The organism is Rhizobium leguminosarum (assembly GCF_004123835.1).
Taxonomy (GTDB): Bacteria; Pseudomonadota; Alphaproteobacteria; order Rhizobiales; family Rhizobiaceae; genus Rhizobium; species Rhizobium leguminosarum_M.
Genome location: NZ_MZMU01000015.1, coordinates 134,843 through 160,001, shown reverse-complemented (window position 1 = coordinate 160,001; position 25,159 = coordinate 134,843). Strand labels below are relative to the sequence as shown.

Below are 25,159 nucleotides of genomic sequence, written 5' to 3'. Positions count from 1 at the left end.
GTGCTGCCGCCGGAGGAAATGGTGACCGACAGCAAGCAGGAGAATGGCGGCAAGGCCGGCTTCGACGCGACCGATCTCGATCCCTATCTGTTGAAGGATCCTGAGGCCATGGCGATGAATTTCGCCCGGGCGCTCGAAAATCTCGGACAAGCAGCGTCTGCCTGGCTTGCGCCACGCGAACGCGGCGAGATCACCGAAAGCGCCGCCGATCCGATGACCGACATGGTCAAGACGCTTTCCAAGGTCACTGAATACTGGATTTCCGATCCGCGCCGCACCTTCGAGGCACAGACGCAGCTGATGTCCTCGTTCTTCGGTATCTGGATGCGCTCGATGCAGCGCATGCAGGGCGATCCCACGACACCCGAGCCGGACACCCGCAAGGACAAGCGCTTTTCGGACGAGGACTGGCAGAAGAATCCGTTCTTCGATTTTCTCCGCCAGGTCTATTTCGTCACGTCCGACTGGGTGGAAAAGATGGTGTCGGAGACCGAGGGCCTCGACGAGCACACCAAACACAAGGCCGGCTTCTACGTGAAGCAGATTACGGCAGCGCTTTCGCCAACCAACTTCATCGCTACCAATCCGCAGCTCTACCGCGAGACGATCGCGACCAGCGGCGCCAATCTGGTGCGCGGGATGAAGATGCTGGCCGAGGATATCGCCGCCGGACATGGCGACCTTCGCCTTCGCCAGACCGACATGACGAAATTCGCCGTCGGCCGCGACATGGCGCTGACGCCAGGCAAGGTGATCGCCCAGAACGACATCTGCCAGATCATTCAGTACGAGGCTTCGACCGAAACGGTGCTGAAGCGGCCGCTTTTGATCTGCCCGCCCTGGATCAACAAGTTCTATATTCTCGACCTCAACCCGCAAAAATCCTTCATCAAATGGTGCGTCGACCAGGGTCAGACGGTCTTCGTCATTTCCTGGGTCAACCCGGATGCGCGCCACGCCAACAAGGACTGGGCGGCCTATGCCCGAGAGGGTATCGATTTCGCGCTGGCAACGATCGAGAAGGCGACCGGCGAGAAGGACGTCAACGCTGTCGGCTACTGCGTCGGCGGCACGCTGCTGGCGGCGACGCTGGCGCTGCATGCCAAGGAGAAGAACAAGCGCATCAAGACCGCGACACTCTTCACCACCCAGGTCGACTTCACCCATGCCGGCGACCTCAAAATCTTCGTCGACGAGGAGCAGCTTGAAGCGCTAGAAGAGCATATGCAGGCGGCCGGCTATCTCGACGGCACGAAGATGTCGATGGCCTTCAACATGCTGCGCGCCTCCGAGCTGATATGGCCTTATTTCGTCAACAACTACCTCAAGGGCCAGGATCCCCTGCCCTTCGACCTGTTGTTCTGGAACGCCGATTCGACCCGGATGGCGGCGGCAAACCATGCCTTCTACCTGCGCAATTGCTATCTCAAGAATGCGCTGACGCGGAACGAGATGATCCTCGACGGCAAGTCCGTGTCGCTGAAGGACGTGAAGATCCCGATCTATAATCTTGCCACCCGCGAGGATCACATCGCACCTGCCAAGTCCGTCTTCCTCGGCAGCCGGTTCTTCGGCGGCAAGGTGGAATTCGTCGTGACCGGCTCGGGACATATCGCCGGCGTCGTCAACCCGCCCGACAGGAAGAAGTATCAATTCTGGACGGGCGGCCCCGCCAAGGGAGACTACGAGACCTGGCTCGAGCAGGCGACGGAGACTCCTGGATCATGGTGGCCGCATTGGCAGGTCTGGATCGAGACGCATGACGGCAGACGCGTGCCGGCCCGCAAACCCGGCGGCGATGCGTTGAACGCGATCGAGGAAGCGCCGGGAAGTTATGTGATGGAGCGCGCCTGAGAAGGCCCAACACATCTCTTTTTGAGACGTCGAGAGACAGAGCGACGCCGCGTAAACAAATTAGAAACCATAATTCGTCATCCTTGCGAGACAGTCGGACGTCGTGGGTGGTCTAAATTCGGCCCATTTGCGCCTGTACCGGCCCGGCGAAGTGTAGTCAGTCAGTGCCGCCGGCCTGCGTAGCGAGTTTGAAAGACGAGTGTAGTATGGCGTGTGCGGTCGGGACGTTCGATGACGTCACCCCTCTTGGCGGATCTGCTTTCCGTTGGCGCAGATCTCGCGGTTTCCTTTACGGTGTTGTCGGCGCCGGATTTCTGACCTCCACATGGCTGATCGCGACCTTCGCGACGATGCACTCGATAGCCGCTCCCTATTCTCCGTCCGATCGCCTGGCACAGCTCGGCACTGCGCCGAAGGTGGCTCCGTCAACGCGCCATGAGCGGCTGATCCATGTCGGCAAGGCCGACCGGCTGACCGCCTTCGATGCGAAGCCGAAGGTCCCGCTGACGGCGAGCCTCATTCAATCCCACGCCGAAAAGACCGCTGCCGCTGCGACGGCGCTTGCGGTTCTCGCCAAAAACAATCGGCTCGCCATGGCTGCCGAACAGCCGGTCGTGGCGGCGATTTCCGACAGCGCCAAATTCCGCAAGGACGATGTGATCGCGCCGCCGCCGGTCGAGGTCGCCTCGGCAGAGACCGAAGAAGACGACGGTGACCGGATCATCGTTCCCTCGAAGGAGGCCGTCGCCGCAGCCGAGCTCCCGACCCTGCTTGCTCTTGCCGATGCCGGATCCCGGCAAATCGCGCAGGCTCCGGTCGAGCCAACCGCATCTCCCCTCAAAACGGCCTCCATTCCCGCATCGGAACCAGCGCCGGTGGTCGTCGCCGCCGCGGAAGACGCGCCACCCTTCGATCTCGTGCTGGCGCCGGACGAAGGTTCGGTGCCGCTGCCGATGGCGCGTCCTGACGGACTCATCGGCAAACCGACACCGGCTGCCAAGGGTTCTGAGCGCTCTGGCGAACCTGTGCTTGCCTACGCCCAGCCGAACTCGCCGATCGAGGATGATGAGGACGATGCAGTGCCGCGCTACGACAAGCCGGTCTTCTCGCCGAAGCTGCGCGCGGGCGTGGCGATCTACGATATCGAAAACAGCACCGTCTATCTGCCGAACGGCGAGCGGCTCGAGGCCCATTCCGGGCTCGGCAACATGCGCGACAAGCCGCGTTTCGCCAACAAGAAGATGCGCGGACCGACGCCGCCGCACACCTATGTTCTTACCATGCGCGAGAGCCTTTTCCACGGCGTCGAGGCGCTACGGCTGACGCCGATCGAAGGTTCGGACGCCATCTATGACCGTGTCGGCCTGCTCGCCCACACCTACATGCTCGGCAAGAACGGTGATTCCAACGGCTGCGTCTCCTTCAAGGATTACCGCCGCTTCCTCGCCGCCTACAAGCGCGGCGACATCAAGCAGCTCGTGGTGGTGCCGCGGCTGAACAACAAACCGTCTTCGACGCTTGCCTCGCTGTTCTCGCGGCGCAGCTGAGGATTGGAGAGCGCACCGCCGCTTGCCCGGCAGCGGACGTTACTTCAGCCAGGCTGCGATTCGCTCCACCGCCTCGGCGATCTCCGCTTGCGAGCCCGCATAGGAGAGACGCAAGCTTCGATTTCCCTCCAGCGGATCGAAATCGAGACCGGGCGTGGCGGCAACGTCGATTTCCGCGAGCATGCGTTTGGCAAAGCCCATGCTGTCATTGGTGAAGCGGGTAACGTCGAGATAGGCGTAGAAGGCCCCGTCCATCGGCGAGGCGATCGAAAACCCAATCTGCGGCAGTCGCCGCATCAGCAAATCGCGGTTGGCGGCGTAGCTCGCCTTGTAACGATCGAGCTCGGCGCCGGCGCTCAGAGCGGCCGTGGCGGCGATCTGGGAAAGCTCGGGTGGGGAAATATAAAGGCTCTGCGCCACCCGCTCGATCGGCCGAACCAGGCGCTCGGGAAGCACCATCCAGCCGATTCGCCAGCCGGTCATGCAATAATATTTAGAGAAGGAGTTGATGACGATCGCCTCGTCGGTCAGCTCCAGCGCGCTCGCCTCCTCGCCAGCGAAGGTCAGCCCGTGGTAGATTTCATCGGAGATGAAAGCGATGGAATGGGCCGCGCAATAGTCCGAAAGCGCCTTCAGCCCCTCGCGGCCGGTCACCGTACCGGTTGGGTTGGCGGGGCTTGCGAGCAGCACGCCTTTCAGCCTCATACCGCTTTCCTTCTGCGCCGCTTCAAGGCTTTGCGGCGTCAGCGTGAAGTGGTTCTCGGCCGTTACCGGCACTTCGAGAACCTTCAGACCCAGTGCACCAAGGATATTGCGATAGGCGGGATAACCGGGTCTTGCGATTGCCACGGCATCGCCGGCATCGAAGAGCGACAGGAAGGCGAGATTGAAACCCGCCGAGGAGCCGGTGGTGATGGCGATGCGCTTGGGATCGATCTCCAGGCCGTGGCGATCCTTGTAGTGCCAGGCGAGCGCCGATTTCAGCCGCGCCGTTCCCAGCGCATCGGTATAACCGATCCGGCCTTCGGCAAGGGCTGCGCGCGCCACTTCGAGGGCCGCTTGAGGTGCCGGATGCGAAGGCTGGCCAACCGCCATCGAGATCACCGGATGGCCGCTCGCACGCCGCTTCGTCGCCTCCGCCAGGACGTCCATGGCGTGAAAAGGCTCGACTTCGCTGCGTTTCGATATGGAAAACAAGATCGTTTCTCGCTCAGCTTCTGCAATCACGGCCCGACAATTGCCGCATTAATCGGCTCATCACAATCCCGCGAGGGCCGCGCGGGGATGAAAAATTCTGGTTTGAGCAGAACCGAACGCACCGTACCTTGACGCGACGCATTCAAGTCCATTAACCCGGCGACGGTCTTCTCGATGAAGAGACGACCATATCGCCGATGACGAGGATATCATGGCATTCTTCCCGAAGACCTTCACCGCACTGGCGCTTGCCGCATCGATCGCCCTTCCGCTTCCGGCGGCAGCGCTCGACGACCAGCAGAAGAAGGAGTTCGGCGAATTCATCAAGCAATACCTGATCGAGAACCCCGAGATCATGCTCGAAGTCCAGGATGCGCTGCAGAAGAAGCAGGAGGCCCAGCGGTCGGTGAAGGCCAATATGGCGATCGAAGAGAACACCACCAACATCTTCGAATCGAAGAACGACGTCACGCTCGGCAATCCCAAGGGCGATGTCACTGTCGTCGAATTCTTCGATTATAACTGCAGCTACTGCCGTCATGCGCTTCCCGACATGCAGGCGATGCTGAAGAAGGACAAGAACGTCCGTTTCGTCCTCAAGGATTTCCCGATCCTCGGGCCGGATTCGGTCGCTGCCCACAAGGTGGCCGACGCCTTCCGCAAGCTGGCACCGGAGAAATATGCCGATTTCCACGTCGCCCTTCTCGGCACGGAAGGCCGCGCCTCTGACGAAACAGCGATCGCGGTCGCCGCTTCGCTCGGGGTCAAGGAGGACAAGATCCGCGCCGAGATGGCAAAGAGCCCGAATGACGGAATCGTCCAGGCGACCTACCAGCTCGCCTCCAGTCTCGGCATCAGCGGCACGCCCTCTTATGTGATCGGCAACGAACTGGTGCCCGGCGCCGTTGGGCTCGACGATCTCGAAGCCAAAGTCAAGAACATGCGCAGCTGCGGCAAGACCGCCTGCTGAGCAAACCAAGCGCGTCGCAATCTTTCAGATTGCACTTCTCGCGCTTTTGATATTTATTTTTGCGCATGTCGTTATCGCAAAACCGCTGCGCACTTTTGCGCGACATGCTTGAGCGACCGTCAGCCCATCAAATCGCCAAAATCGAAGTGTTTCAACCATGTGGACAAATGTGGCACGATTGCCGCTGGCCAATCCGTAAGGGCTTTCATTCAGCCTTCGCGGAGTCTATAGGTTGCCGTCGTACATTTTACGGAACATTCGATGACGCAAACGATTTTTGTCCTGAACGGCCCCAACCTGAACATGCTGGGTAAACGAGAGCCCGGCATTTATGGCGGCAAGACGCTCAAGGACATCGAGGCGGACTGCAAGGCCGCAGGCCGCGAACTTGGTCTCGATATCGACTTCCGCCAGAGCAACCACGAAGGCACGCTCGTCGACTGGTTCCATGAGGCCGACGAAAAGTCCGTCGGCGTTGCCATCAATGCAGGCGCCTATACGCATACATCGCTCGCGCTGCATGATGCGATCCGCGCTATTTCCATTCCCGTCGTCGAGCTCCACATATCCAACGTGCATGCACGGGAAGAATTCCGCCATAAGTCGATGATCGCGCCGGCATGCAAAGGCGTGATCTGCGGCTTCGGGCCTCACAGCTACATCCTGGCGCTCCACGCGCTGAAGAACATCACGGCATAAGAAGAAAACAGGGCAACACCATGGCTGAAAAGAAATCGGGTATCGACCAGGCACTGATCCGCGATCTCGCCAATATTCTGAACGAAACGGATCTGACGGAGATCGAGGTCGAGCAGGACGACCTGCGCATCCGCGTTTCCCGCGCCGGCACGCCGCAATATGTCCAGGCGCCGATCGCAGCACCTGGTTATGCCGCGCCCGCAGCCGCCGCTGCGGCAGCCGTTGCCGCGCCTGCCGCAGCTCCCAGCCGCAACCCGGCCAATGTCGTCAATGCACCGATGGTGGGCACCGTCTATATGGCGCCGGCTCCGGGCGCGCGTCCGTTCATCGAAATCGGCGCAACCGTCAAGGAAGGCCAGACGTTGATCATCATCGAAGCGATGAAGACGATGAACCAGATCCCCTCGCCGAAGTCAGGCAAGGTGACCGAGATCCTCGTCGATGACGGACATCCCGTCGAATACGGCCAAGCCCTCGTCGTCATCGAATAGGCCGATGCCCATGATTTCGAAAATCCTCATCGCCAATCGCGGGGAAATCGCCCTTCGCGTGCTCCGGGCCTGCAAGGAGCTCGGCATCGCCTGCGTCGCGGTTCATTCCACCGCTGACGCCGATGCCATGCATGTGCGCCTTGCCGACGAAAGTGTCTGCATCGGCCCGCCCTCCTCGCGCGAGAGCTATCTCAACATCCATCAGATTGTCGCCGCCTGCGAGATCACCGGCGCTGACGCCGTGCATCCGGGCTACGGCTTTCTGTCGGAGAATGCCAAGTTCGCCGATATCCTCGAAGCCCACGGCATCACTTTCATTGGGCCGACGGCGGATCATATCCGCATCATGGGCGACAAGATCACCGCCAAGACAACGGCGCTCGAACTCGGCATTCCCGTCGTTCCGGGCTCGGACGGCGAAGTGAAGACCGAAGAAGATGCGCTGAAGACGGCCGCTGAAATCGGCTATCCCGTGCTGATCAAGGCGACGGCCGGCGGCGGCGGACGCGGCATGAAGGTCGCCAAGAGCGAGGCCGACCTGATCGAAGCCTGGTCGACGGCGCGCACGGAAGCGGCAGCCGCCTTCGGCAACGATGCCGTCTACATGGAAAAATATCTCGGCAAGCCACGCCACATCGAAATCCAGGTGTTCGGCGACGGCGAAGGCAATGCCATCCATCTCGGCGAGCGCGACTGCTCGCTGCAGCGCCGCCATCAGAAGGTCTGGGAAGAGGCGAATTCGCCGGCACTCAACGTTGAACAGCGCATGAAGATCGGCCAGGTCTGCGCCGACGCCATGAAGAAGCTGAAATATCGCGGCGCCGGTACGATCGAATTCCTTTACGAAAACGGCGAGTTCTATTTCATCGAAATGAACACCCGCCTGCAGGTGGAGCATCCGATCACCGAAGCGATCACCGGCATCGACCTCGTGCACGAGCAGATCCGTGTCGCTTCCGGCGGCGGTCTCTCGGTGACGCAGGACGAAGTGCATTTTTCCGGTCACGCCATCGAGTGCCGTATCAATGCCGAGCACCCGCGCACCTTCGTGCCTTCGCCCGGCACGATCACGCATTTCCACGCGCCGGGCGGCCTCGGCGTGCGCATCGATTCCGGTGCCTATCAGGGCTACAAGATCCCGCCCTATTACGACAGCCTCATCGGCAAGCTGATCGTGCACGGCCGTACCCGCGTCGAATGCATGATGCGCCTGCGCCGAGCGCTTGACGAATTCGTCGTCGACGGCATCAATACGACGTTGCCGCTGTTCCAGGATCTTGTCTCCAACCAGGATATCGCCAACGGCGACTACGACATCCATTGGCTGGAAGACTACCTCGCCAAGACACCGGCGGCATAGGACAGGAATGGCAGGATCGCGCAGGAAGTCACCAGGCATAACCCCTGACATTCTCCTGCGCGCCTATTCCATCGGCCTCTTCCCGATGGCCGAATCCGCCGACGACCCGGAGATCTTCTGGGTCGAACCGGAACTGCGCGGCGTGCTGCCGTTCGACCATTTCCATGTGTCGAAAAGCCTTGCCAAGACAGTGCGCAGGAAACCCTTCGAGATCCGTTTCGATCACGCTTTCGATCAGGTCATCGCCGCCTGTGCGGAGGAGACGTCCGGGCGCCCGAGCACCTGGATCAACAGGACGATCAGATCGCTCTACTCGACGCTCTTCGACATGGGCCATGCCCATACCGTCGAAGCCTGGGAGAACGATGAATTGGTCGGCGGCCTCTACGGCGTCTCGCTCGGCTCGGCCTTCTTCGGCGAAAGCATGTTTTCGCGCCGGACAGATGCCTCGAAGATCTGCCTCGTTCACTTGGTCGACCGGCTGCGGGAAAGGGGCTTCACCCTGCTCGACACCCAGTTCACCACCGAGCACCTGAAGACGTTCGGAGCGATCGACGTTCCGAAGGCCGATTACGCCGCGATGCTTGCTGCGGCGATGGAATCGCCGCACCTGGCTTTCTGACGATCATTATCCGACGGAGGTTTGATCGAGCGGGACGATCCTCCGAGATGATCCTGCGGATAGCACATGAGGATCAGGCGCATAGGGAGATGCCAGCCTAACGAAGATGCAGCTATTTCGCCTTGGCACCGTCAGGAGCCGGGACATCCGAGTTTGCCTTGCAATCCTTCAGCCAGACGTCATAGATCGGGTGCTCGACGGCGTTGAGGCCGGGGCTGGCGGCGAACATCCAGCCGGTGAAGATGCGGCGGATCTTGCGGTCGAGGGTGATCTCGTCGACCTCGACGAAACCGTCGATCTTCTGTGCTTCCGACTGGTCGCGCGAATAACAGGCCTTCGGTGTCACCTGCAGCGCACCGAACTGTACCGTCTCATTGACATAGACGTCGAAGGTCGTGATGCGGCCAGTGATCTTGTCGAGGCCGGAAAAGACGGCAACCGGATTTTCGATGCGTGCGGCATGTGCCGCAACTGGCGGAAGCAGGGCCGAGAGCGCCAGCAGCGATCCGGCGGCACGCAGGACCATGTTCCGCGTGAAGAGCTTCATATGTACCCGTCTCCAGACATTTTCAGTTCACGGCCGCGGTCAAGCGCGGCCAACCTGCGGGTAAAGGTCAATTGTGGCCAAAAGCCGGGTCTTGGGATCGCCCGGTCGAGCCGTCTCAGTTGCCCGGCGTCCAAGCATCGTAATCGCCTGTGACGCGCGGACGTTCGCCCGGAACGGCGATAGAGCCCGGCGGACGATAGGCCTGCGGCGAACCGGTATGGTTGGGCCGGTGTGGCTTCTGCCAATCCTTGGCGACGTAGCTCTCCTTGGACGGGGGAACATCGGTGCGATGATGCATCCAGCCATGCCAACCCGGCGGAATGGCGGAAGCTTCGGCATAACCCTTGTAGATCACCCAGCGCTTCGGCAGACCGTAGGAAGACATGCCGCCTTCGTAGTAGACGTTGCCGAAATCATCCTCGCCGACGCGCTTGCCAAAACGCCAGGTCGCAAAACGCGTGCCCATCGTCTGACCGTTCCACCAGGTAAAGGTCTGAACCAGAAGATTCCACATGTCTTTTCCTTGTGCCCGCCAGATGCGAGCCAAACCAGAATTCGTTTCCTCGCTTATGCCGTCGCCAAGCCGAATTGTCCAGCGATTCCGCGACAGTCACGGGTCATTTCAAAGCCATCTTGAAGCCCAGATGCGAGGGCTTGAAGCCCAGCCTTTCATAGAAACGATGGGCATCCTTGCGTATCGCATTCGAGGTCAACGCTACCCGCCCGATACCGCGGCCTTTTGCCTCGGCAATGGCGAATTCGATCATCAGTCCGCCGACCCCCTGCCCGCGCATATCGGCGCGTGTCTGCACCGCCTCGATAATCATCGCCGAGGAGCCGCGGCCAGTGAGCGAAGTCGTCACCATCGTGTGAAACGTGCCGACGACCTCGCCGCCACGCTCTGCGACGTAAAGCGTCTGGTCGGGCGAGGCCTCGATGACGGCGAAGGCCCTGAGATAATCCGGGAAGGCTTCAGCTTCCGTGGTATCGCCGTGACCGCCGAGTGCATCGGCGGCAAACATCGCCACGAGTGCCGGCAGATCTTCCCGGCGCGCCGGACGAATGAGAATGTCGGGCAACTCGACCGCCACAGTCTCAATGCCCTTCGAGTGGTTTTTCGAAGATCAGCGCCGGAATGCCGGACTGTCCGGCTCCGCTATTCTCATTGCGGCCGATCTCGGTGAAGCCGTGCGTGCGATAGAAGGCGATCGCCGCGGCATTCTGCGGTTCGACTTCGAGGCGCATGATCTCCGCATCGGGAAAGCAGGTTTCGAGTTCGGCGAAGATATCGCGGCCGATACCCTGGCGCTGCAGCGCCGGCCTGACATAGAGGAGATGCAGCATGACCGTCTTCGTCAATTGCTGCGACATTGCCGCATACCCCATGCCGCCGATATTGCGGCCGTCGTCGGCCACGAGGAATTCGGCATCCTTTCGCACCAGGCGCGTCTTCAGCGCCGCCGGCGAAAAGAGATGGGCGATCAGATCCTCCACCTTGGCTCTGCCATGCAGGCTGTCATAGGTGGCATGAAAGCTCTCCACCAGGAGGGCGCGCACCTTCTCCAGGTCGCGCTCGCCGGCGGTGCGGACGAAATACACCGCTTATTCCTCGATGCCGAGCTTCGCCTTGACGAGGGCCTGGACAGCCTGCGGATTGGCCTTGCCGCCGGTCGCCTTCATCACTTGGCCGACGAACCATGCTGCCATGGTCGGCTTCGCCTTGACCTTTTCGACCTGATCGGGATTGGCGGCGATGATCTCGTCCACGGCCTTTTCGATCGCGCCGGTATCCGTCACCTGCTTCATGCCGCGCGCTTCGACGATCTCGGCGGGATCGCCGCCCTCGTTGAGCACGATCTCGAAGAGATCCTTGGCGATCTTGCCGGAGATGGTTTCGGCCTTGATGAGATCGATGATGGCGCCGAGCTGGGCCGGCGAAACCGGCGTCTGCTCGATGTCCTTGCCGGTGCGGTTCAGTGCGCCAAGCAGATCGTTGATCACCCAGTTGGCGGCCGTCTTGCCGTCACGGCCTGCGGCGACGGCTTCGAAATAGTCGGCGATCGCTTTTTCGGAAACGAGCACCGAGGCGTCGTAGATCGACAGGCCGAGCTCGCGCACGAAGCGCTCCTTCTTATCGTCAGGCAATTCCGGCAGATCGGCTTCGAGCGTCTTGATAAAGGCGTCGTCGAATTCGAGCGGCAGCAGATCAGGATCGGGGAAATAACGATAGTCGTGCGCATCCTCCTTGGAGCGCATCGAACGCGTCTCGCCCTTGTTCGGGTCGAAGAGGCGGGTTTCCTGATCGATCTTGCCACCGTCCTCCAGAATGCCGATCTGGCGACGGGCTTCATATTCGATCGCCTGGCCGATGAAACGGATGGAGTTGACATTCTTGATCTCGCAACGCGTGCCGAAATCCTCGCCCGGACGGCGGACGGAGACGTTGACGTCGGCGCGCATCGAGCCCTCGTCCATGTTGCCGTCGCAGGTGCCGAGATAACGCACGATCGAGCGCAGCTTGGTCATATAGGCCTTGGCCTCGTCGGACGAGCGCATGTCGGGCTTGGAGACGATCTCCATCAGGGCAACGCCGGAACGGTTGAGATCGACATAGGACATGGTCGCGTGCTGGTCATGCATCGACTTGCCGGCATCCTGTTCCAGATGCAGGCGCTCGATGCCGATCTCGATATCCTCGAACTGGCCCTGGCGGTCCGGCCCGAGTGAAATGACGATCTTGCCCTCGCCGACGATCGGATCCTTGAACTGCGAGATCTGATAGCCCTGCGGCAGGTCGGGATAGAAATAATTCTTGCGGTCAAAGAGGGAGCGCTTGTTGATCTGGGCTTTCAGGCCGAGGCCGGTGCGAACGGCCTGCTTGACGCATTCCTCGTTGATGACGGGCAGCATGCCGGGCATGGCAGCGTCGACCATCGAAACATTCGAATTCTGCGGCTTGCCGAACTCCGTCGAAGCGCCGGAGAAGAGCTTCGAATTGGACAGCACCTGGGCATGGACTTCCATGCCGACGATGACTTCCCAGTCGCCGGTGGCGCCGGGGATGAAGCGTTTCGGATCAGGCGTGCGGACGTCGACAAGGGTCATCTGATGCTCTTTGCAGGCTGTTCTTTTCCACTGGTGAGGTAAAGGAAATGGCGTGCCGGTGCAAGGCTTTCGCCATGGCGCGCATCGCGGTTTTGCCGTCCATTAACGGAGGCGCGGTAGGGTTCCCCTATGACGATGATCGATATTATCAAATGGGCCTTACTGTTTCTGGCGCTGAACCTCTCGGTATTCTCGATCTATTTCTTCGACAAGCAGGCGGCCCGCCACGGCAAGCGGCGCATCAGCGAGCGCACGCTTCTCCCTTGCGCTGATCGGCGGCAGCCTTGGTGCGGTGGCGGCACAGCAGTTGTTGCGGCATAAGACGAGAAAGGAGCCGTTCCGGTCAATCCTGGCGGCGATCCTGATCCTGCACGGCGCACTGATTGCTATCCTCGCCATCGTGCCGCAATGGAGCCTTCACCTGCCTCAGGATTTTTGAAGCGTCAGAATTGCTGCCCATACCCACCCTGGCTGTCCGAAACGAGCTGTTTCGTCAGTCCAACGGAGGGCACGTCGCGGTCGAGCTTCGGATTGTAGGCGACCGAGAGCCAATGGATGCTGTAGCCATGCTTCCGGAAGAAGCCGATCGCCTCGCTGTTGCCGGAATGGGTCTGCATCGCCGCCTTCTCGAAGCCCTGATCGGCGATCTCCTTTTCGATGCGGACGAGAAGGGCAGAACCGAGGCCCTGGCGGGTGAAGGCGGGATCGATCCAGAAATCCGAGATGGTTTCGTCCAGTCCCTCGCGCGCTGCCCAGCCTGCGACCTGACCGTTCTGCTCGACGACGGTGATGGTCAGCCAGTCGTTTTCCACGAAGTTCCGGAAGGCGTTACGCGCTGCGTCGATCATCGCGTCCGATTCGCCGATCGACGCCATCGCCTTTTGCCAGGCCCTCAGCCCGATCTCGCTCAACAGCTCCGCTTCACCGTCGCGGGCATTGCGAATGTGGATCAACGACACCTCCGCGTTACCCGTCAACTAGACCATTGAGTCGCGGATTTTACCAGTAGCTCCAACGGGATGATCGACCGAAACCGTGGTTTTCGACTGGTTTTGAGAGGCAAGCACGCTCTTGACCGAATTTTCCGGGCTGAATAATAGGTCTTATCGAGGTGTTTTATGTTGAGCCTGCCTGAGACCCGGTAAAGGCCCTGCCCGCAAGTTTTCTTGCGCGCATGGGCCCGAAAAAACGAAGCCCTGACGTTCGAATGAGCGCCAGATCGTTTTTGTGCGCCCTGCCGGGCGCGATACCGGATCTCAACATATGGACATTTCTCGCACGGAGCAGCGCATCCTGCATCTCATGGCCCAAGGCGGCCGCATCGAAATTACCCGCGACGACGACAGGAAGATCGAGGCGGTCAGTTGCTTCACCCGCGACGGCTGGCTCTATCCCGGCGTCGACCTCGATCTCTTCCGCAGGCTGAAGCGACTGAAGGCAATCAAGTCCTCAGGCGGCCACCCCTATCGGATCACCGAAAGAGGGCTGAGGTTGGTCAGGTCTCAGCTGAACAACAGGTAATAGGGCCACCCCGATCGCGTCTCGAACGGGCGCGATCGGGGGTATCGCCTCAAACCTTTGCAGAGAGTTCCGTCCGCATCGCCGACCACTCGTCGGCCATCGTGCCGGTGCCGCGCGCCTTGCCGGCGCGGCGATACCAGTAGTCGGCATTCCAGTCATCGCGCTCGATGCGATGGCAAAGGGCGTGCCCCCAGTCAAACGGTTGTTCGCCTTCGTGGCGCTGGCAGATGTCGTGCACCGCCTGCCAATCCGCGCCCATGGCGAAACCGCCGGCAGCGAGGCGATCAACTGCCTCGATCAATTGAGCAAGATCACTGTTCGCCATAAGACCTCCTTGCTGGTTCCCGCTATCGGTCAGCCAACCGCTTCTTCAGATGCACCTTTTCAAGCGAGACGCCCATGCTCTTGGAAAATTCGCGGCCGCGCCAGATGATGGTGAAGCCGCAGCCTTCGTAGAGCCGGATTGCGCCCTCGTTCCTGGCATGCGTGTCGAGCCTGGCCGTCGCCAGCCCCTCTGCCGCCATCAGCTCGCACAAATGAAGCAGGAGAGCCCGGCCGACGCCGTTGCCCTGGTGATCGGGATGCACCCAGAGGTCGGACACATAGTTCGGTTGATTTTCACGCGCGCCCCAGCCGACGATCGTCCCGCCCCGTTCGGCAACGAAGATCTCACCTTTCGTTTCCTCGGGAAAGATGGCGAACTCGTGCCGCACCCTGGCGATCACATCGGGATCGAGATAGCTGTCCTCGAAGGCATCGCTGGCGGCCCATGCGGCAAAACCGACGGCGCCGACCGTTTCGTGGTCGGCAGCCGCTATTCTTCGGATCGTTAGGTCCGTTACCACCACTTGGCCGGCGTAAACCGGCCGGCCGCCTGCTCGATGACATGGGCGGTCTTGAAGAGGGTTTCCTCGTCAAAGGGCTTGCCGATCAGCTGCAGGCCGAGCGGCAGGCCCTTGTGGTCGAGGCCGGCCGGCACGGCGATGCCGGGCAGGCCCGCCATGTTGACCGTCACCGTAAAGATGTCGTTCAGATACATCTTCACCGGATCGGCGGCGAGGTTCTCATCGGCAACACCGAAGGCAGACGACGGCGTTGCCGGCGTCAGGATGGCATCGACGCCGGCGTCGAAGGCGAGTTCGAAATCGCGCTTGATCAGCGTGCGCACCTTCTGGGCGCGGATGTAATAGGCATCGTAATAACCGGCCGACAGCACATAGGTGCCGATCATGATGCGGCGCTTGACTTCCTTGCCGAAGCCCGCGGCACGCGTCTTCTCATACATATCGACGATATCCTTGCCGTCGACACGCAGGCCGTAGCGCACGCCGTCGTAACGCGCGAGGTTCGAGGATGCCTCGGCGGGAGCGACGATGTAATAGGCCGGAAGAGCGTATTTGGTGTGCGGCAGCGAGATGTCGACGATCTCGGCGCCGGCATCCTTCAGCCAGGCGATGCCCTGGCGCCAGAGGGTCTCGATCTCATCCGGCATGCCGTCGACGCGGTATTCGTTCGGAATGCCGATCTTCATGCCCTTCAGCGACTGGCCGAGAGCTGCTTCGTAATCCGGCACGGGCAGATCCACCGATGTCGTGTCCTTCGCGTCGACGCTTGCCATCGACTTCAAAAGGATGGCCGCATCGCGTACGTCGCGGGCGATCGGGCCTGCCTGGTCGAGCGAAGAGGCGAAGGCAACGGTGCCCCAGCGTGAGCAGCGGCCATAGGTCGGCTTGATGCCGACGGTGCCGGTGAAGGCGGCCGGCTGGCGGATCGAGCCGCCGGTATCGGTCGCGGTGGCGCCGGCGCAAAGATGCGCGGCGACGGCTGCGGCCGAACCGCCCGACGAGCCGCCCGGAACGAGCTGCTGGTTGGAGCCTGCGGCACGCCAGGGATTGATCACAGCGCCGTAATGCGAGGTCTCGTTGGACGAGCCCATGGCGAACTCGTCCATATTAAGCTTGCCGAGCATGACGGCGCCGTCATCCCAGAGGTTCTGCGTCACGGTCGATTCATAACGCGGCTCGAAACCATCGAGAATGTGGCTGCAGGCCTGAGTGTGAACACCGACGGTGGCGAAGAGATCCTTGATGCCGAGCGGAATGCCTTCGAGGTCGCCCGCCTTGCCGGCGGCGATGCGCGCGTCGGAGTTCTTCGCCATGACGTGGGCAAGATCCGGCGTGATCTTGATATAGGCGTTCAACCGGCCATTGGCCGCATCGATCGCCGAGATATAGGCTTCGGTCAGTTCGATCGCGGTGATTTCCTTGGCGCGCAGCTTCTGGCGGGCTTCGGCAATGGTCAGGCTGGTGAGTTCGCTCATCGTGTTTTCGCTTCAGGTCTGGAAATGGCAACAGGGTCGGAAAGAGGCTTCGAAGCCTTATTCGACGACTTTGGGCACCAGGAAAAAATTGTGGTCGGTGACGGGCGCATTGGCGACGATATCGGCTGCCTTGCTGCCGTCGGTCACCTCATCGGTCCGCTTCTTCATCGCCGTCGGGGTCACCGACGTCATCGCCTCGACGCCGTCGACATTCACTTCGGAGAGCTGCTCGACGAAGCCGAGGATGCCGTTCAGCTCGCCGACCATGCGATTTGCCTCGTCCTCGGAGACGGCAATACGGGCAAGGCGGGCGACGCGCTTCACGGTGGCAAGATCGACGGACATGGCATTCTCCGGATAGGATTTTTCCTACTCGCTATAAAGGCCATGTCCGCCGTGTGCAACGGGGTTTCGTCAGATCGACAGGCTCTCGGAAGGCTTGATCGCCCTCACTTCCGTCTTCGATCCCTCCATGCCGGCAACGAATTTTTCGGCCGTCTGGTCGATGATCGGGAAGGTGCCGTAATGGCAGGGGATCACGGTCTTGAAGTTGAAATAACGCCGGCAGGCAAGTGCGGCCACCGCGCCGCCCATGGTGAAGCGGTCGCCGACCGGCACGAAGCCGATATCAGGCTGGTGCAATTCATCGATCAGCGCCATGTCGGAGAAGATATCGGTATCGCCCATGGCAAGGATCGAGGCTTCGTCGTCGAAATGCAGCATCAGGCCGTTGGCGTTGCCGAGCGCATGCGAGACGCCGTCCTCGGTGATCTGGGCGGAGGAGTGCAGCGCATTGGTGAAGGTTGCCGAGAAGCTGCCGAGCGCGATCGTGCCGCCGGTATTACCCATTTCGATCTTGTCGACGCCCTTGGAGCCGAGCCAGGCGGCGAGATCGGCATTGGCGAGAACGACGGCGCCGGTTTCCTTGGCGAGTGCCACGGTATCGCCGACATGGTCGCCATGGCCATGCGTCAACAGGATGTGGGTGATGCCTGCGGAAACATCCTTGATATCCTGGCCGGAAAAGGAGGCGTTATAGCTGAGGAATGGGTCGAGCAGGATCTTCGCCTTTGATGTCTCGATGCGGAAGGCGGAATGGCCGAGCCAGGTGATCTTCATGAAATGTCTCCTTTATTACGTGATGCAAAGCCGGTTTCGATGCTAAGGACATATCTCATGCGGTCGCAAAGAAAAGCGGCGGCGACTTCAATTTGTTTTGACGGGATGAAACGGCGATGACGGTGCTGACGATCGAGGAAATGGCCGAGACGCTTGCCCCGCGACAGGCGATTGCCGGCCTCGATCTCGGCACCAAGACGATCGGGCTTTCGATGTCCGATCTCGGGCGGCGTTTCGCCACGCCGCGCACCGTGATCCGCCGCGTCAAGTTCACCATCGATGCGCAGGCGTTGCTGGACTTCGCGACGGCGGAAAAGGTCGCGGGCTTCATCATCGGCCTGCCGATGAATATGGATGGATCAGCGGGTCCGCGCGTGCAGGCGACGCGCGCCTTCGTGCGGAATATGGAGCAGAAGACGGCGCTGCCCTTCGTCTATTGGGATGAGCGGCTTTCGACGGTTGCCGCCGAACGGACGCTGCTCGAAATGGACGTTTCGCGCGCCAAGCGGGCCGAGCGGATCGATTCGGCCGCGGCAAGCTTCATCCTTCAGGGCGCGCTCGACAGGCTTTCCTTGCTGGCAAGGTCTGATGGAGACGAATTCAGCGCCTGACGCGCCTTCCACCAGGCGATGATCGACTTGCGTTTCCGGAAGGCCAGGATGGCGAAGACGACGAGGCTGTCCACCGCGATCGCGCGGGCAACGAGCGGCGGGATGGTCTCCGGCGGAATGCCGAGCGCCTTGCCGTAAAGCTCGAAGGTCAGGTCATGGACCTGCCGGCTCAGCATGAAGATGCCGAAACTCATGTCGTAATAGGAGAGCCAGTACCATCCGCCCAGAAAGACGATGGGGCCGGCCCAGAAGATCAGAAACCACCTCATGCGGCCTCTCCTCCATGCTTGCGCGCTATGGGCAGATCGAGGGAGACCAACCAGATCGACAATGCCATGATGCAAAGCACCAGCGCGGGAATTGCGATATCCAGCGCCAGGACTGCGAAAAACATCATCGCCGTCACCAGAAACGCGACTTTAGCGATCTTGGTTGCCATGGGCGTCAACTCGGGGCTTCTACTCATACCATCTCTGCTCACCGCCACACTGTCGGGTTAAGCACCTGCACGCAACGTAAACCATTTGTTAAGGTTAACGTGAGGCCCCGGCCCTGTGGATGAGGCAGGTATTAGCCGTAGACGCCGCGCACGATGCGCTTCAACGCCGTCGCCGCCTTCTCCCAGTCCTTGGGCGTTTTCAGCGATAGGCCGGCGCACTGCCCGCCGGCTGCGGCGGCGAGCACGAGGTGCTGGATCGCGGCGATGACGACGGCGTTGACGGCTGTTGCATCCACGCCCTTCGGCGGCGCCAGCGAGCCGCGCATGCGCTCCAGCCAGAGAGCGAGCGCCTTCGAACGCGCCTCGGACAAGCGCCGGACCTGCTCGGTGTTTTCCGAAATCTCCCAGGCCAGGATGCGGCGCATCAGCGGATCGTTTCTCAAGGCGTCGAGGAGGAGAAGCGACAGCCGCTCCATCAGGTCGCCATAGGTGAGCAGGAACATGCCGCCGCCGTCTTCCGGAATGCGATCCTTCACCCATGTGCCGAGATCGGCGCCGATCGCCTCGACCAAGCCGTCGAGGCCGCCATAGTAACGATAGATCAGTTGCTTGTCGCAACCGGCGCGGCGGGCGACCGCGTTGATGCCGAAATTCTGGAAGCCTTCCTCGGCGAGCAGCCCCTTGGCGGCGGCAAGAATTGCGCGCTCGGTGGCGCCGCGATCACGCACGCGCCGTTCCGGCCCCTCGCCGGTGCGGGGTGAATTTTCAAGATTTACGGCTTCATTCAGCATGATCGACCCTTCCCCGCTGTCACCAATCGGTGAGTAGCGGGGAGGCTTCATGCAATCAATCCTATCCCTTTGGGAAGATTGTGGATATTCCAGCCGGACCGATGATTGTACGTCGAACGGATGTGAATGGCTGCACGTTGGGCGGATCGGATCCGCTCAGAGAAATCTCATCCTGGCGGTTGATCGCGATGGACGAACCCGGCATAGCTGCATTATGAACAATTCTAATATTCTCCACTAAGGCCCTGCAATGGTGAACTATATCGAAGCCTCTACCGCGCCCCCGAAGAATACGGGCGCCATCCGGCTTTATGACGCGCAAGCATTCGAGGGCATGCACAGGGCATGTCAGCTGACCGCGCGCTGCCTCGATGCGCTTGCCGACATCGTCAAGCCCGGCCTGCTGACTGATGAGATCGATCGGTTCGTCTTCGATTTCGGCATGGATCACGGCGCCTATCCGGCGACGCTGAACTATCGCGGTTACACCAAATCGACCTGCACCTCGATCAACCACGTCGTCTGCCATGGCATTCCGAACGACAAGCCGCTGCGTGACGGCGATATCGTCAATATCGACGTCACCTTCGTGCTCGACGGCTGGCACGGCGATTCCAGCCGGATGTATCCCGTCGGCGTCGTCAAGCGCGCTGCCGAGCGGCTGCTCGAGGTCACCTATGAATCGCTGATGCGCGGCATTGCCGCCGTCAGGCCCGGCGCCCGCACCGGCGCGATCGGCGAGGCGATCCAGACCTATGCCGAGGCCGAGCGCTGTTCGGTGGTGCGCGATTTCTGCGGCCATGGTGTCGGCAGGCTGTTCCACGATTCGCCGAATATCCTGCATTACGGCCGCGCCAACGAAGGGCCGGAGCTGCGCGAAGGCATGATCTTCACCATCGAGCCGATGATCAACCTCGGCCGACCGCATGTAAAGGTGCTGGCCGACGGCTGGACGGCGGTCACCCGCGACCGCTCGCTGTCGGCCCAGTACGAACATACGGTCGGTGTCACCTCCGACGGCTGCGAGATCTTCACGCTGTCGCCGGGTGGGCTCGACCGCCCCGGTCTGCCGTCGCACAACGGGTGACGGTCCGATGGCGAAGGGGCCCGTTTCGACATCTTCCGACGACGAGCTGCCTTTCGAGACGCAAGAGCCCATTGCCGCCGACGAACGTTCGTTCTTTGCAGGACAGCCGCAAAAACCGTCCGCGCCGAATGCCAGGACCGTCCTGCCCGCCTCGCTTGTTGGCCAAGAGCATTATCATGGCCATCGCGAGCGGTTACGTGACCGCTTCCGTGAGCTCGGTGACACCGCGCTTGCCGACTACGAAATCCTCGAGCTCTTGCTTTTCCGCCTGATCCCGCGGCGTGACACCAAGCCGATCGCCAAGGCGCTGATCGAACGGTTCGGCTCGCTCGCCGGCGTTTTCGGTGCGCCTCAAGCGCTGCTGACCGAGGTAAAAGGTGTCGGCGAGGCCGTGGCGCTCGACTTGAAGCTGATCTCGACCGTCGCCCACCGGACGCTGAAGAGCGAACTCAGGAGCAAACAGGTCCTGTCCTCGTGGTCTTCGGTCATCCAGTATTGCCATGCCGCCATGGCGCACGAGACCCGCGAACAATTCCGCATCCTTTTCCTCGACAAGCGCAATGTGCTGATCGCCGACGAGGTGCAAGGCCGCGGTACGGTCGACCATACGCCGGTCTATCCGCGCGAGGTGGTCAAACGGGCGCTCGAGCTTTCGGCAACGGCGATGATCCTCGTCCACAACCACCCCTCCGGCGATCCCACGCCATCGCGCGCCGACATCGACATGACGAAGGTGATCATCGACGCGGCCAAGGCGCTCGATATCACTGTCCACGACCACGTCATCATCGGCAAGGATGGGCATGTCAGCCTGAAGGGGCTGAAGCTGATCTGAACAAACACTGCGGCTGATCGCCGATGAGATGCAGAGCCCCGGCGCGTCGACCATGCCCCGGTCCATCCCCGCGAGAAGACTGGGGAATGCTGGAGTTGACAGCAGTCGGTGGTGCGGGATTGTATGCAATCCTGCAACCACCACTGCCTGGACAATGCCCGCCCGAAATACCGAGAAGATGAAGCTCCATGACGATCCGCAGCGGTAACACCGATCGATCGACCCGGCTCTGCCGCGAGGTGCTCTGCCTCGATGACTTTGAAATAAAGGCGCGGCGACATCTGCCAAAGCCCCTGTTCGGTTATATCGCAGGCGCAACCGAGACCAATGCGTCGCTACGGCATAATGCAGAGGCTTTCCAGGCCTATGCCTTCCGGCCTCGTGTCCTTCGGGACGTCTCGAAACGCAGCACCGAGACGACCCTCTTTGGCAAGACTCATGCCGCACCATTCGGCATCGCGCCGATGGGTATCAGCGCGCTGATGGCCTATCGAGGTGACATCGTGCTCGCGCAGGGAGCGGATCAATCGGGAATCCCGATGATCATAAGCGGTTCATCACTTATCCCTTTGGAAGAGATCGCCGCGGTTTCGCCACAAGCATGGTTTCAAGCCTATCTCCCCGGCGAACCCGATCGTATCGATGCTCTCATCGATCGCGTCGGCGCGGCCGGTTTGCGCACACTTCTGCTGACCGTGGACACAGCCACGCTGCCAAATCGGGAAAACAATGTAAGGGCCGGATTTTCGACACCTCTGCGTCCCGGCCTCCGCCTGGCATGGCAAGGCATCTCGCACCCGCGCTGGACCACCGGCACATTCCTGCGCACGATCGTCCGGCACGGCATTCCGCATTTTGAAAATTCCTATGCCACAAGAGGCGCGCCGATCATCTCCTCGAATGTCACGCGCGATTTCGGCAGGCGCGACCATCTCAACTGGAACCATCTGGAGCGGATACGCAACAGGTGGTCCGGCAAACTCGTGGTCAAGGGGATCATGCATCCTGACGACGCGGCGCGGGCTGTCGACACCGGGGCGGATGGAGTGATCGTCTCCAACCATGGCGGCCGCCAGCTCGACGGTACCGCATCTCCCCTTCAGGTCCTTCCGGAGATTGCGTCCCGTGTTGGAGACAGCGTTGCCGTCATGGTCGATGGCGGTTTCAGGCGTGGAACGGACATCATGAAGGCCCTCGCGCTCGGGGCCTGTTTCGTGTTCGTGGGCAGGCCGTTCCTTTATGCCGCAGCCGTCGCGGGCCTACCGGGCGTGCTTAAGGCGGCCGATATCCTGAAGACGGAATTGCATAGCAATATGGCGTTGCTCGGCGTCACCAAAGTGAGCGATATTTCCGCGGACTACATCACCCGCGCATGAAATGCCGTCGCGCCGTCGAGCATGGCAAGCGCCGCCTGCCGGTGTCCGTCGGCTACGACCCATGGTGGAAGCTGTTTCCCGAAGGGCTCACTTGCCCGAAAAAGCACCCGTCAGGACCAATCAGGCCGCCGTAAAACAATCTGTAACATTGACCGGCTACCGATAGACGGGCGACATTTTGCGTCGCAAAATGATTCCTTTCCAATCCGGGGCTTGATGATGTTTCAGTACGATCTCGTTGTGGTGGGTAGCGGTCCCGCAGGGCGCCGCGGCGCGATCCAGGCTGCGAAACTCGGCAAGAAAGTGCTCGTCATCGAGCAGGGCAAACGCGTCGGCGGCGTGTCCGTCCATACCGGCACGATTCCCTCGAAGACGCTGCGCGAGACTGCGCTCAACCTTTCCGGCTGGCGTGAACGCGGCTTTTACGGACGGGCCTACCGCGTCAAGCAGGAGATCAGCGCCGAAGACCTGCGTCGTCGCCTGCTGATCACCCTCGACCACGAGGTCGAGGTGCTGGAGCACCAGTTCGCCCGCAACCGCGTGCAGCATATTCGCGGCAAGGCGAGCTTCATCGACCCATCGACGCTGCAGGTGATCAAGGATGATGGCGAAGTCACGCAGGTCACCGGCGCCAGCGTGCTGCTTGCCGTCGGAACAAAGCCGTTCCGCCCGGATTACATACCCTTCGACGGCAAGACCGTTCTCGACAGCGACGAACTGCTCGACATACAGGACCTGCCGCGATCGATGGTCGTCATCGGCGCCGGCGTCATCGGCATCGAATATGCGACGATCTTCAGCGCGCTCGACACCGCCGTCACCGTGATCGATCCGAAGGCGACAATGCTCGACTTCATCGACAAGGAAATCATCGAGGACTTCACCTACCAACTGCGCGACCGCAACATGAAGCTGCTGCTCGGCCAGAAGGCCGACAAGGTGGAGACCCTCGAAAACGGCAAGGTCGAGCTGACGCTCGACAGTGGCCGCCGTTTGACGACCGACATGGTGCTTTTCGCCGCTGGCCGCATGGGGGCGACCGACACGCTGAACCTTCCGGCCATCGGCCTCGAAGCCGACAGCCGCGGCCGTCTCAAGGTCAATCCGGAAACGTTCCAGACATCGGTTGCCAACGTTTACGCCGCCGGCGACGTCATCGGCTTTCCGAGCCTTGCCTCGACCTCGATGGAACAGGGCCGCATCGCCGCCCGCGTCGCGATCGGCGCGGTCGCCAAGGAACCGCCGAAATATTTCCCCTACGGCATCTATGCCGTGCCGGAGATCTCGACCTGCGGCCTGACCGAAGAAGAGATGAAGGAGCGTGGCATTCCCTATGAATGCGGCATCGCCCGCTTCCGCGAAACCTCGCGCGGTCACATCATGGGCCTCGACACCGGGCTTCTGAAGCTGATCTTCTCGCTGAAGACGCGGCGTCTGCTCGGCGTGCATATCGTCGGCGAAGGCGCCACCGAACTGGTGCACATCGGCCAGGCCGTGCTCAATCTCAAAGGCACCGTCGAATATTTCGTCGAGAACACCTTCAACTATCCGACGCTCGCCGAAGCCTACAAGATCGCCGGCCTCGATGCCTGGAACCGGATGGGCGACATCAAGTCGGAACTCTAAAGACCGTCGCGTCGTCGAGGGAGCTGCCGTCTAGAGCAATTCCAGGAAAAGTGTGAAGCGGTTTTCCGTCCGGAATTGCGTAAAAACAAAAGGATAGAGCGGTTCTGCACTTCCGCTAAAAAGCTGAACCGCTCTAGGTCCGGCCACCAAAACGGAGCCGAATGACATTGCGCATCATCTCGCTGAACGCATGGGGCGGCAGGCTTCATGAGGCGCTGATTGAATATGTGACGGCGGCCGATCCCGACGTGCTGTGCCTGCAGGAGGTTTTGCGCGCACCCGGCGCCCGCTCAGGCTGGTCGGTCTATCGGGATGGCGATGTCGAGCTGCCCCAACGCTTCAATCTCTTTACCGAGATCAGCACCGCCCTGCCCGGCCATGACGGCTTCTTCTGCCCGACATCGAGAGGCGAACTCTTCGACGGCGATACCGCCATTGCCGCCGAATTCGGGCTGGCGACCTTCGTGCGCAAAACGCATTCCGTCATCGCCCAAGGGCTGGACTTCGTGCACGGCCGTTTTTCGGCTGATGGCTGGGGCGAACATCCGCGACCGCGAAACGCCCATTGCATCCGTCTCTTCAGCCATGAGCACGCGTCTACCGTGACCATCGCCCACATGCATGGCCTGCGCGATCCAGCAGGCAAGGGCGATAGCGCAGCGCGCGACGAACAGGCCGTTGCGCTGGTCAAGCTCACCCAACGCGTCTGGCCCGGCGACGAAGGGCTCGTCGTCTGCGGCGATTTCAACGTGCTGCCTGACAGCGCGACCTTTGCGATTCTCGCCAGACTCGGGCTTTCCGATCTCGTCACCGGAAACGGCCTTGTAGACACGCGAACCTCCTACTATCTGAAGCAGGGCCGCTTTGCCGACTACATGCTGGTGACGCCGGGGGTGAAGGTTGCCAAATTCGAGGTGGTCGAGGCGCCCGAAGTCTCCGACCATCGCGCATTGCTGCTCGATATCGGGTAGTATATTGAGGAATGATACACTTCGCGAAGCGTTTGCGCGCCGTGCCTTGTTTTTACGCCTTAGTTTGACCT

Annotated in this window: 29 protein-coding genes and 1 pseudogene; 15 read left to right on the top strand and 15 right to left on the bottom strand. The window is 61.1% G+C overall.

Annotation, left to right across the window (positions count from 1 at the left end):
• The first annotated feature begins 18 nt into the window (after positions 1-18).
• Complete coding sequence (gene phaC, locus B5P46_RS22965) at positions 19-1,854, top strand: class I poly(R)-hydroxyalkanoic acid synthase (protein ID WP_245456246.1); 1,836 nt, start codon at positions 19-21, stop codon at positions 1,852-1,854.
• 206 nt (positions 1,855-2,060) lie between these two features.
• Positions 2,061-3,401, top strand: coding sequence for a DUF2778 domain-containing protein (locus tag B5P46_RS22960; protein ID WP_129420737.1), 1,341 nt, complete (start codon positions 2,061-2,063; stop codon positions 3,399-3,401).
• Positions 3,402-3,440: 39 nt separating this feature from the next.
• Here B5P46_RS22960 and B5P46_RS22955 read toward each other — a convergent pair whose 3' ends face one another.
• A complete protein-coding gene (locus tag B5P46_RS22955) occupies positions 3,441-4,598 on the bottom strand; it encodes a pyridoxal phosphate-dependent aminotransferase (protein WP_129420736.1) in 1,158 nt (385 codons plus the stop codon).
• 211 nt (positions 4,599-4,809) lie between these two features.
• Between B5P46_RS22955 and B5P46_RS22950 the strand changes: the two genes are divergently transcribed.
• The 5 genes from B5P46_RS22950 (at position 4,810) to aat (ending at position 8,740) form a co-directional block, all read left to right on the top strand.
• Complete coding sequence (locus B5P46_RS22950) at positions 4,810-5,568, top strand: DsbA family protein (protein ID WP_129420735.1); 759 nt, start codon at positions 4,810-4,812, stop codon at positions 5,566-5,568.
• A 261-nt stretch (positions 5,569-5,829) separates the two neighbouring features.
• Positions 5,830-6,267, top strand: coding sequence for a type II 3-dehydroquinate dehydratase (aroQ, locus tag B5P46_RS22945; RefSeq protein ID WP_027666006.1), 438 nt, complete (start codon positions 5,830-5,832; stop codon positions 6,265-6,267).
• 20 nt (positions 6,268-6,287) lie between these two features.
• A complete protein-coding gene (accB, locus tag B5P46_RS22940; protein WP_129420734.1) occupies positions 6,288-6,758 on the top strand; it encodes an acetyl-CoA carboxylase biotin carboxyl carrier protein in 471 nt (156 codons plus the stop codon).
• 4 nt (positions 6,759-6,762) lie between these two features.
• The gene (gene accC, locus B5P46_RS22935; protein ID WP_173862934.1) at positions 6,763-8,118 is read left to right on the top strand and encodes an acetyl-CoA carboxylase biotin carboxylase subunit; all 1,356 of its coding nucleotides are present in this window, start codon (positions 6,763-6,765) and stop codon (positions 8,116-8,118) included.
• A gap of 7 nt (positions 8,119-8,125) precedes the next feature.
• Positions 8,126-8,740 carry a leucyl/phenylalanyl-tRNA--protein transferase gene (gene aat / locus B5P46_RS22930; protein WP_129420733.1) on the top strand — a complete coding sequence of 205 codons (615 nt, stop codon included), beginning with the start codon at positions 8,126-8,128 and terminating at the stop codon, positions 8,738-8,740.
• Between the two features lie 112 nt (positions 8,741-8,852).
• Here aat and B5P46_RS22925 read toward each other — a convergent pair whose 3' ends face one another.
• The 5 genes from B5P46_RS22925 to gatB all read right to left on the bottom strand — a co-directional run bounded on the left by B5P46_RS22925 (position 8,853) and on the right by gatB (position 12,392).
• Positions 8,853-9,287 carry a DUF2155 domain-containing protein gene (locus tag B5P46_RS22925; RefSeq protein WP_018484904.1) on the bottom strand — a complete coding sequence of 145 codons (435 nt, stop codon included), beginning with the start codon at positions 9,285-9,287 and terminating at the stop codon, positions 8,853-8,855.
• Positions 9,288-9,402: 115 nt separating this feature from the next.
• Positions 9,403-9,801 carry an NADH:ubiquinone oxidoreductase subunit NDUFA12 gene (locus B5P46_RS22920; RefSeq protein ID WP_129420732.1) on the bottom strand — a complete coding sequence of 133 codons (399 nt, stop codon included), beginning with the start codon at positions 9,799-9,801 and terminating at the stop codon, positions 9,403-9,405.
• 103 nt (positions 9,802-9,904) lie between these two features.
• Positions 9,905-10,378: a GNAT family N-acetyltransferase gene (locus B5P46_RS22915; protein ID WP_129420731.1), complete on the bottom strand. Its 474-nt coding sequence runs from the start codon at positions 10,376-10,378 to the stop codon at positions 9,905-9,907.
• A gap of 4 nt (positions 10,379-10,382) precedes the next feature.
• Positions 10,383-10,886, bottom strand: a complete 504-nt coding sequence (locus B5P46_RS22910) for a GNAT family N-acetyltransferase (protein ID WP_129420730.1) — start codon at positions 10,884-10,886, stop codon at positions 10,383-10,385.
• A gap of 3 nt (positions 10,887-10,889) precedes the next feature.
• Positions 10,890-12,392: an Asp-tRNA(Asn)/Glu-tRNA(Gln) amidotransferase subunit GatB gene (gatB, locus tag B5P46_RS22905; RefSeq protein ID WP_129420729.1), complete on the bottom strand. Its 1,503-nt coding sequence runs from the start codon at positions 12,390-12,392 to the stop codon at positions 10,890-10,892.
• 129 nt (positions 12,393-12,521) lie between these two features.
• Here gatB and B5P46_RS22900 point away from each other — a divergent pair.
• Positions 12,522-12,831 (top strand): annotated as a pseudogene (locus B5P46_RS22900) (DUF1294 domain-containing protein).
• Between the two features lie 4 nt (positions 12,832-12,835).
• On the opposite strand, the gene B5P46_RS22895 reads toward B5P46_RS22900, so the two are convergent.
• Positions 12,836-13,345, bottom strand: a complete 510-nt coding sequence (locus B5P46_RS22895) for a GNAT family N-acetyltransferase (protein WP_129420728.1) — start codon at positions 13,343-13,345, stop codon at positions 12,836-12,838.
• A gap of 310 nt (positions 13,346-13,655) precedes the next feature.
• On the opposite strand from B5P46_RS22895, the gene B5P46_RS22890 reads away from it, so the two are divergent.
• Complete coding sequence (locus B5P46_RS22890) at positions 13,656-13,913, top strand: YjhX family toxin (protein ID WP_027666014.1); 258 nt, start codon at positions 13,656-13,658, stop codon at positions 13,911-13,913.
• A gap of 49 nt (positions 13,914-13,962) precedes the next feature.
• Here the strand turns inward: B5P46_RS22890 and B5P46_RS22885 are convergent, their stop codons facing one another.
• The 5 genes from B5P46_RS22885 to B5P46_RS22865 form a co-directional block, all read right to left on the bottom strand.
• Entirely contained in the window at positions 13,963-14,238 is a 276-nt protein-coding gene (locus B5P46_RS22885) for a hypothetical protein (RefSeq protein ID WP_129420727.1), read from the bottom strand.
• Positions 14,239-14,260: 22 nt separating this feature from the next.
• A complete protein-coding gene (locus B5P46_RS22880) occupies positions 14,261-14,761 on the bottom strand; it encodes a GNAT family N-acetyltransferase (RefSeq protein WP_129420726.1) in 501 nt (166 codons plus the stop codon).
• On the bottom strand, positions 14,752-16,233 hold the full coding sequence (gene gatA / locus B5P46_RS22875; RefSeq protein WP_129420725.1) for an Asp-tRNA(Asn)/Glu-tRNA(Gln) amidotransferase subunit GatA: 1,482 nt from the start codon (positions 16,231-16,233) through the stop codon (positions 14,752-14,754). Before gatA ends, B5P46_RS22880 begins: the two co-directional genes overlap by 10 nt.
• 57 nt (positions 16,234-16,290) lie before the next feature.
• A complete protein-coding gene (gene gatC / locus B5P46_RS22870) occupies positions 16,291-16,578 on the bottom strand; it encodes an Asp-tRNA(Asn)/Glu-tRNA(Gln) amidotransferase subunit GatC (RefSeq protein WP_003539052.1) in 288 nt (95 codons plus the stop codon).
• Between the two features lie 69 nt (positions 16,579-16,647).
• Positions 16,648-17,352 (bottom strand): metal-dependent hydrolase, encoded by a 705-nt coding sequence (locus B5P46_RS22865; RefSeq protein ID WP_129420724.1) that lies wholly within the window; start codon positions 17,350-17,352, stop codon positions 16,648-16,650.
• Between the two features lie 116 nt (positions 17,353-17,468).
• On the opposite strand from B5P46_RS22865, the gene ruvX reads away from it, so the two are divergent.
• A complete protein-coding gene (gene ruvX / locus B5P46_RS22860; protein ID WP_064654283.1) occupies positions 17,469-17,963 on the top strand; it encodes a Holliday junction resolvase RuvX in 495 nt (164 codons plus the stop codon).
• Here ruvX and B5P46_RS22855 read toward each other — a convergent pair.
• From B5P46_RS22855 to B5P46_RS22850, 3 genes are all read right to left on the bottom strand, one after another.
• Positions 17,900-18,232: a DUF6105 family protein gene (locus B5P46_RS22855; protein ID WP_129420723.1), complete on the bottom strand. Its 333-nt coding sequence runs from the start codon at positions 18,230-18,232 to the stop codon at positions 17,900-17,902. The genes ruvX and B5P46_RS22855 overlap by 64 nt on opposite strands.
• The gene (locus B5P46_RS34565; RefSeq protein ID WP_164986540.1) at positions 18,229-18,402 is read right to left on the bottom strand and encodes a hypothetical protein; all 174 of its coding nucleotides are present in this window, start codon (positions 18,400-18,402) and stop codon (positions 18,229-18,231) included. The genes B5P46_RS22855 and B5P46_RS34565 overlap by 4 nt, the downstream gene beginning before the upstream one ends.
• Before the next feature lie 131 nt (positions 18,403-18,533).
• On the bottom strand, positions 18,534-19,193 hold the full coding sequence (locus tag B5P46_RS22850) for a TetR/AcrR family transcriptional regulator (RefSeq protein WP_129420722.1): 660 nt from the start codon (positions 19,191-19,193) through the stop codon (positions 18,534-18,536).
• A 250-nt stretch (positions 19,194-19,443) separates the two neighbouring features.
• Between B5P46_RS22850 and map the strand changes: the two genes are divergently transcribed.
• The 5 genes from map (at position 19,444) to B5P46_RS22825 (ending at position 25,088) form a co-directional block, all read left to right on the top strand.
• Complete coding sequence (gene map / locus B5P46_RS22845; RefSeq protein ID WP_129420721.1) at positions 19,444-20,280, top strand: type I methionyl aminopeptidase; 837 nt, start codon at positions 19,444-19,446, stop codon at positions 20,278-20,280.
• A gap of 7 nt (positions 20,281-20,287) precedes the next feature.
• A complete protein-coding gene (gene radC, locus B5P46_RS22840; RefSeq protein ID WP_129420720.1) occupies positions 20,288-21,115 on the top strand; it encodes a RadC family protein in 828 nt (275 codons plus the stop codon).
• A gap of 188 nt (positions 21,116-21,303) precedes the next feature.
• Positions 21,304-22,491, top strand: coding sequence for an alpha-hydroxy acid oxidase (locus B5P46_RS22835; RefSeq protein ID WP_129420719.1), 1,188 nt, complete (start codon positions 21,304-21,306; stop codon positions 22,489-22,491).
• 219 nt (positions 22,492-22,710) lie between these two features.
• Complete coding sequence (gene sthA, locus B5P46_RS22830) at positions 22,711-24,117, top strand: Si-specific NAD(P)(+) transhydrogenase (RefSeq protein ID WP_129420951.1); 1,407 nt, start codon at positions 22,711-22,713, stop codon at positions 24,115-24,117.
• A 161-nt stretch (positions 24,118-24,278) separates the two neighbouring features.
• Positions 24,279-25,088 (top strand): endonuclease/exonuclease/phosphatase family protein, encoded by an 810-nt coding sequence (locus B5P46_RS22825; RefSeq protein ID WP_206735390.1) that lies wholly within the window; start codon positions 24,279-24,281, stop codon positions 25,086-25,088.
• The last annotated feature ends 71 nt before the right edge of the window (positions 25,089-25,159 follow it).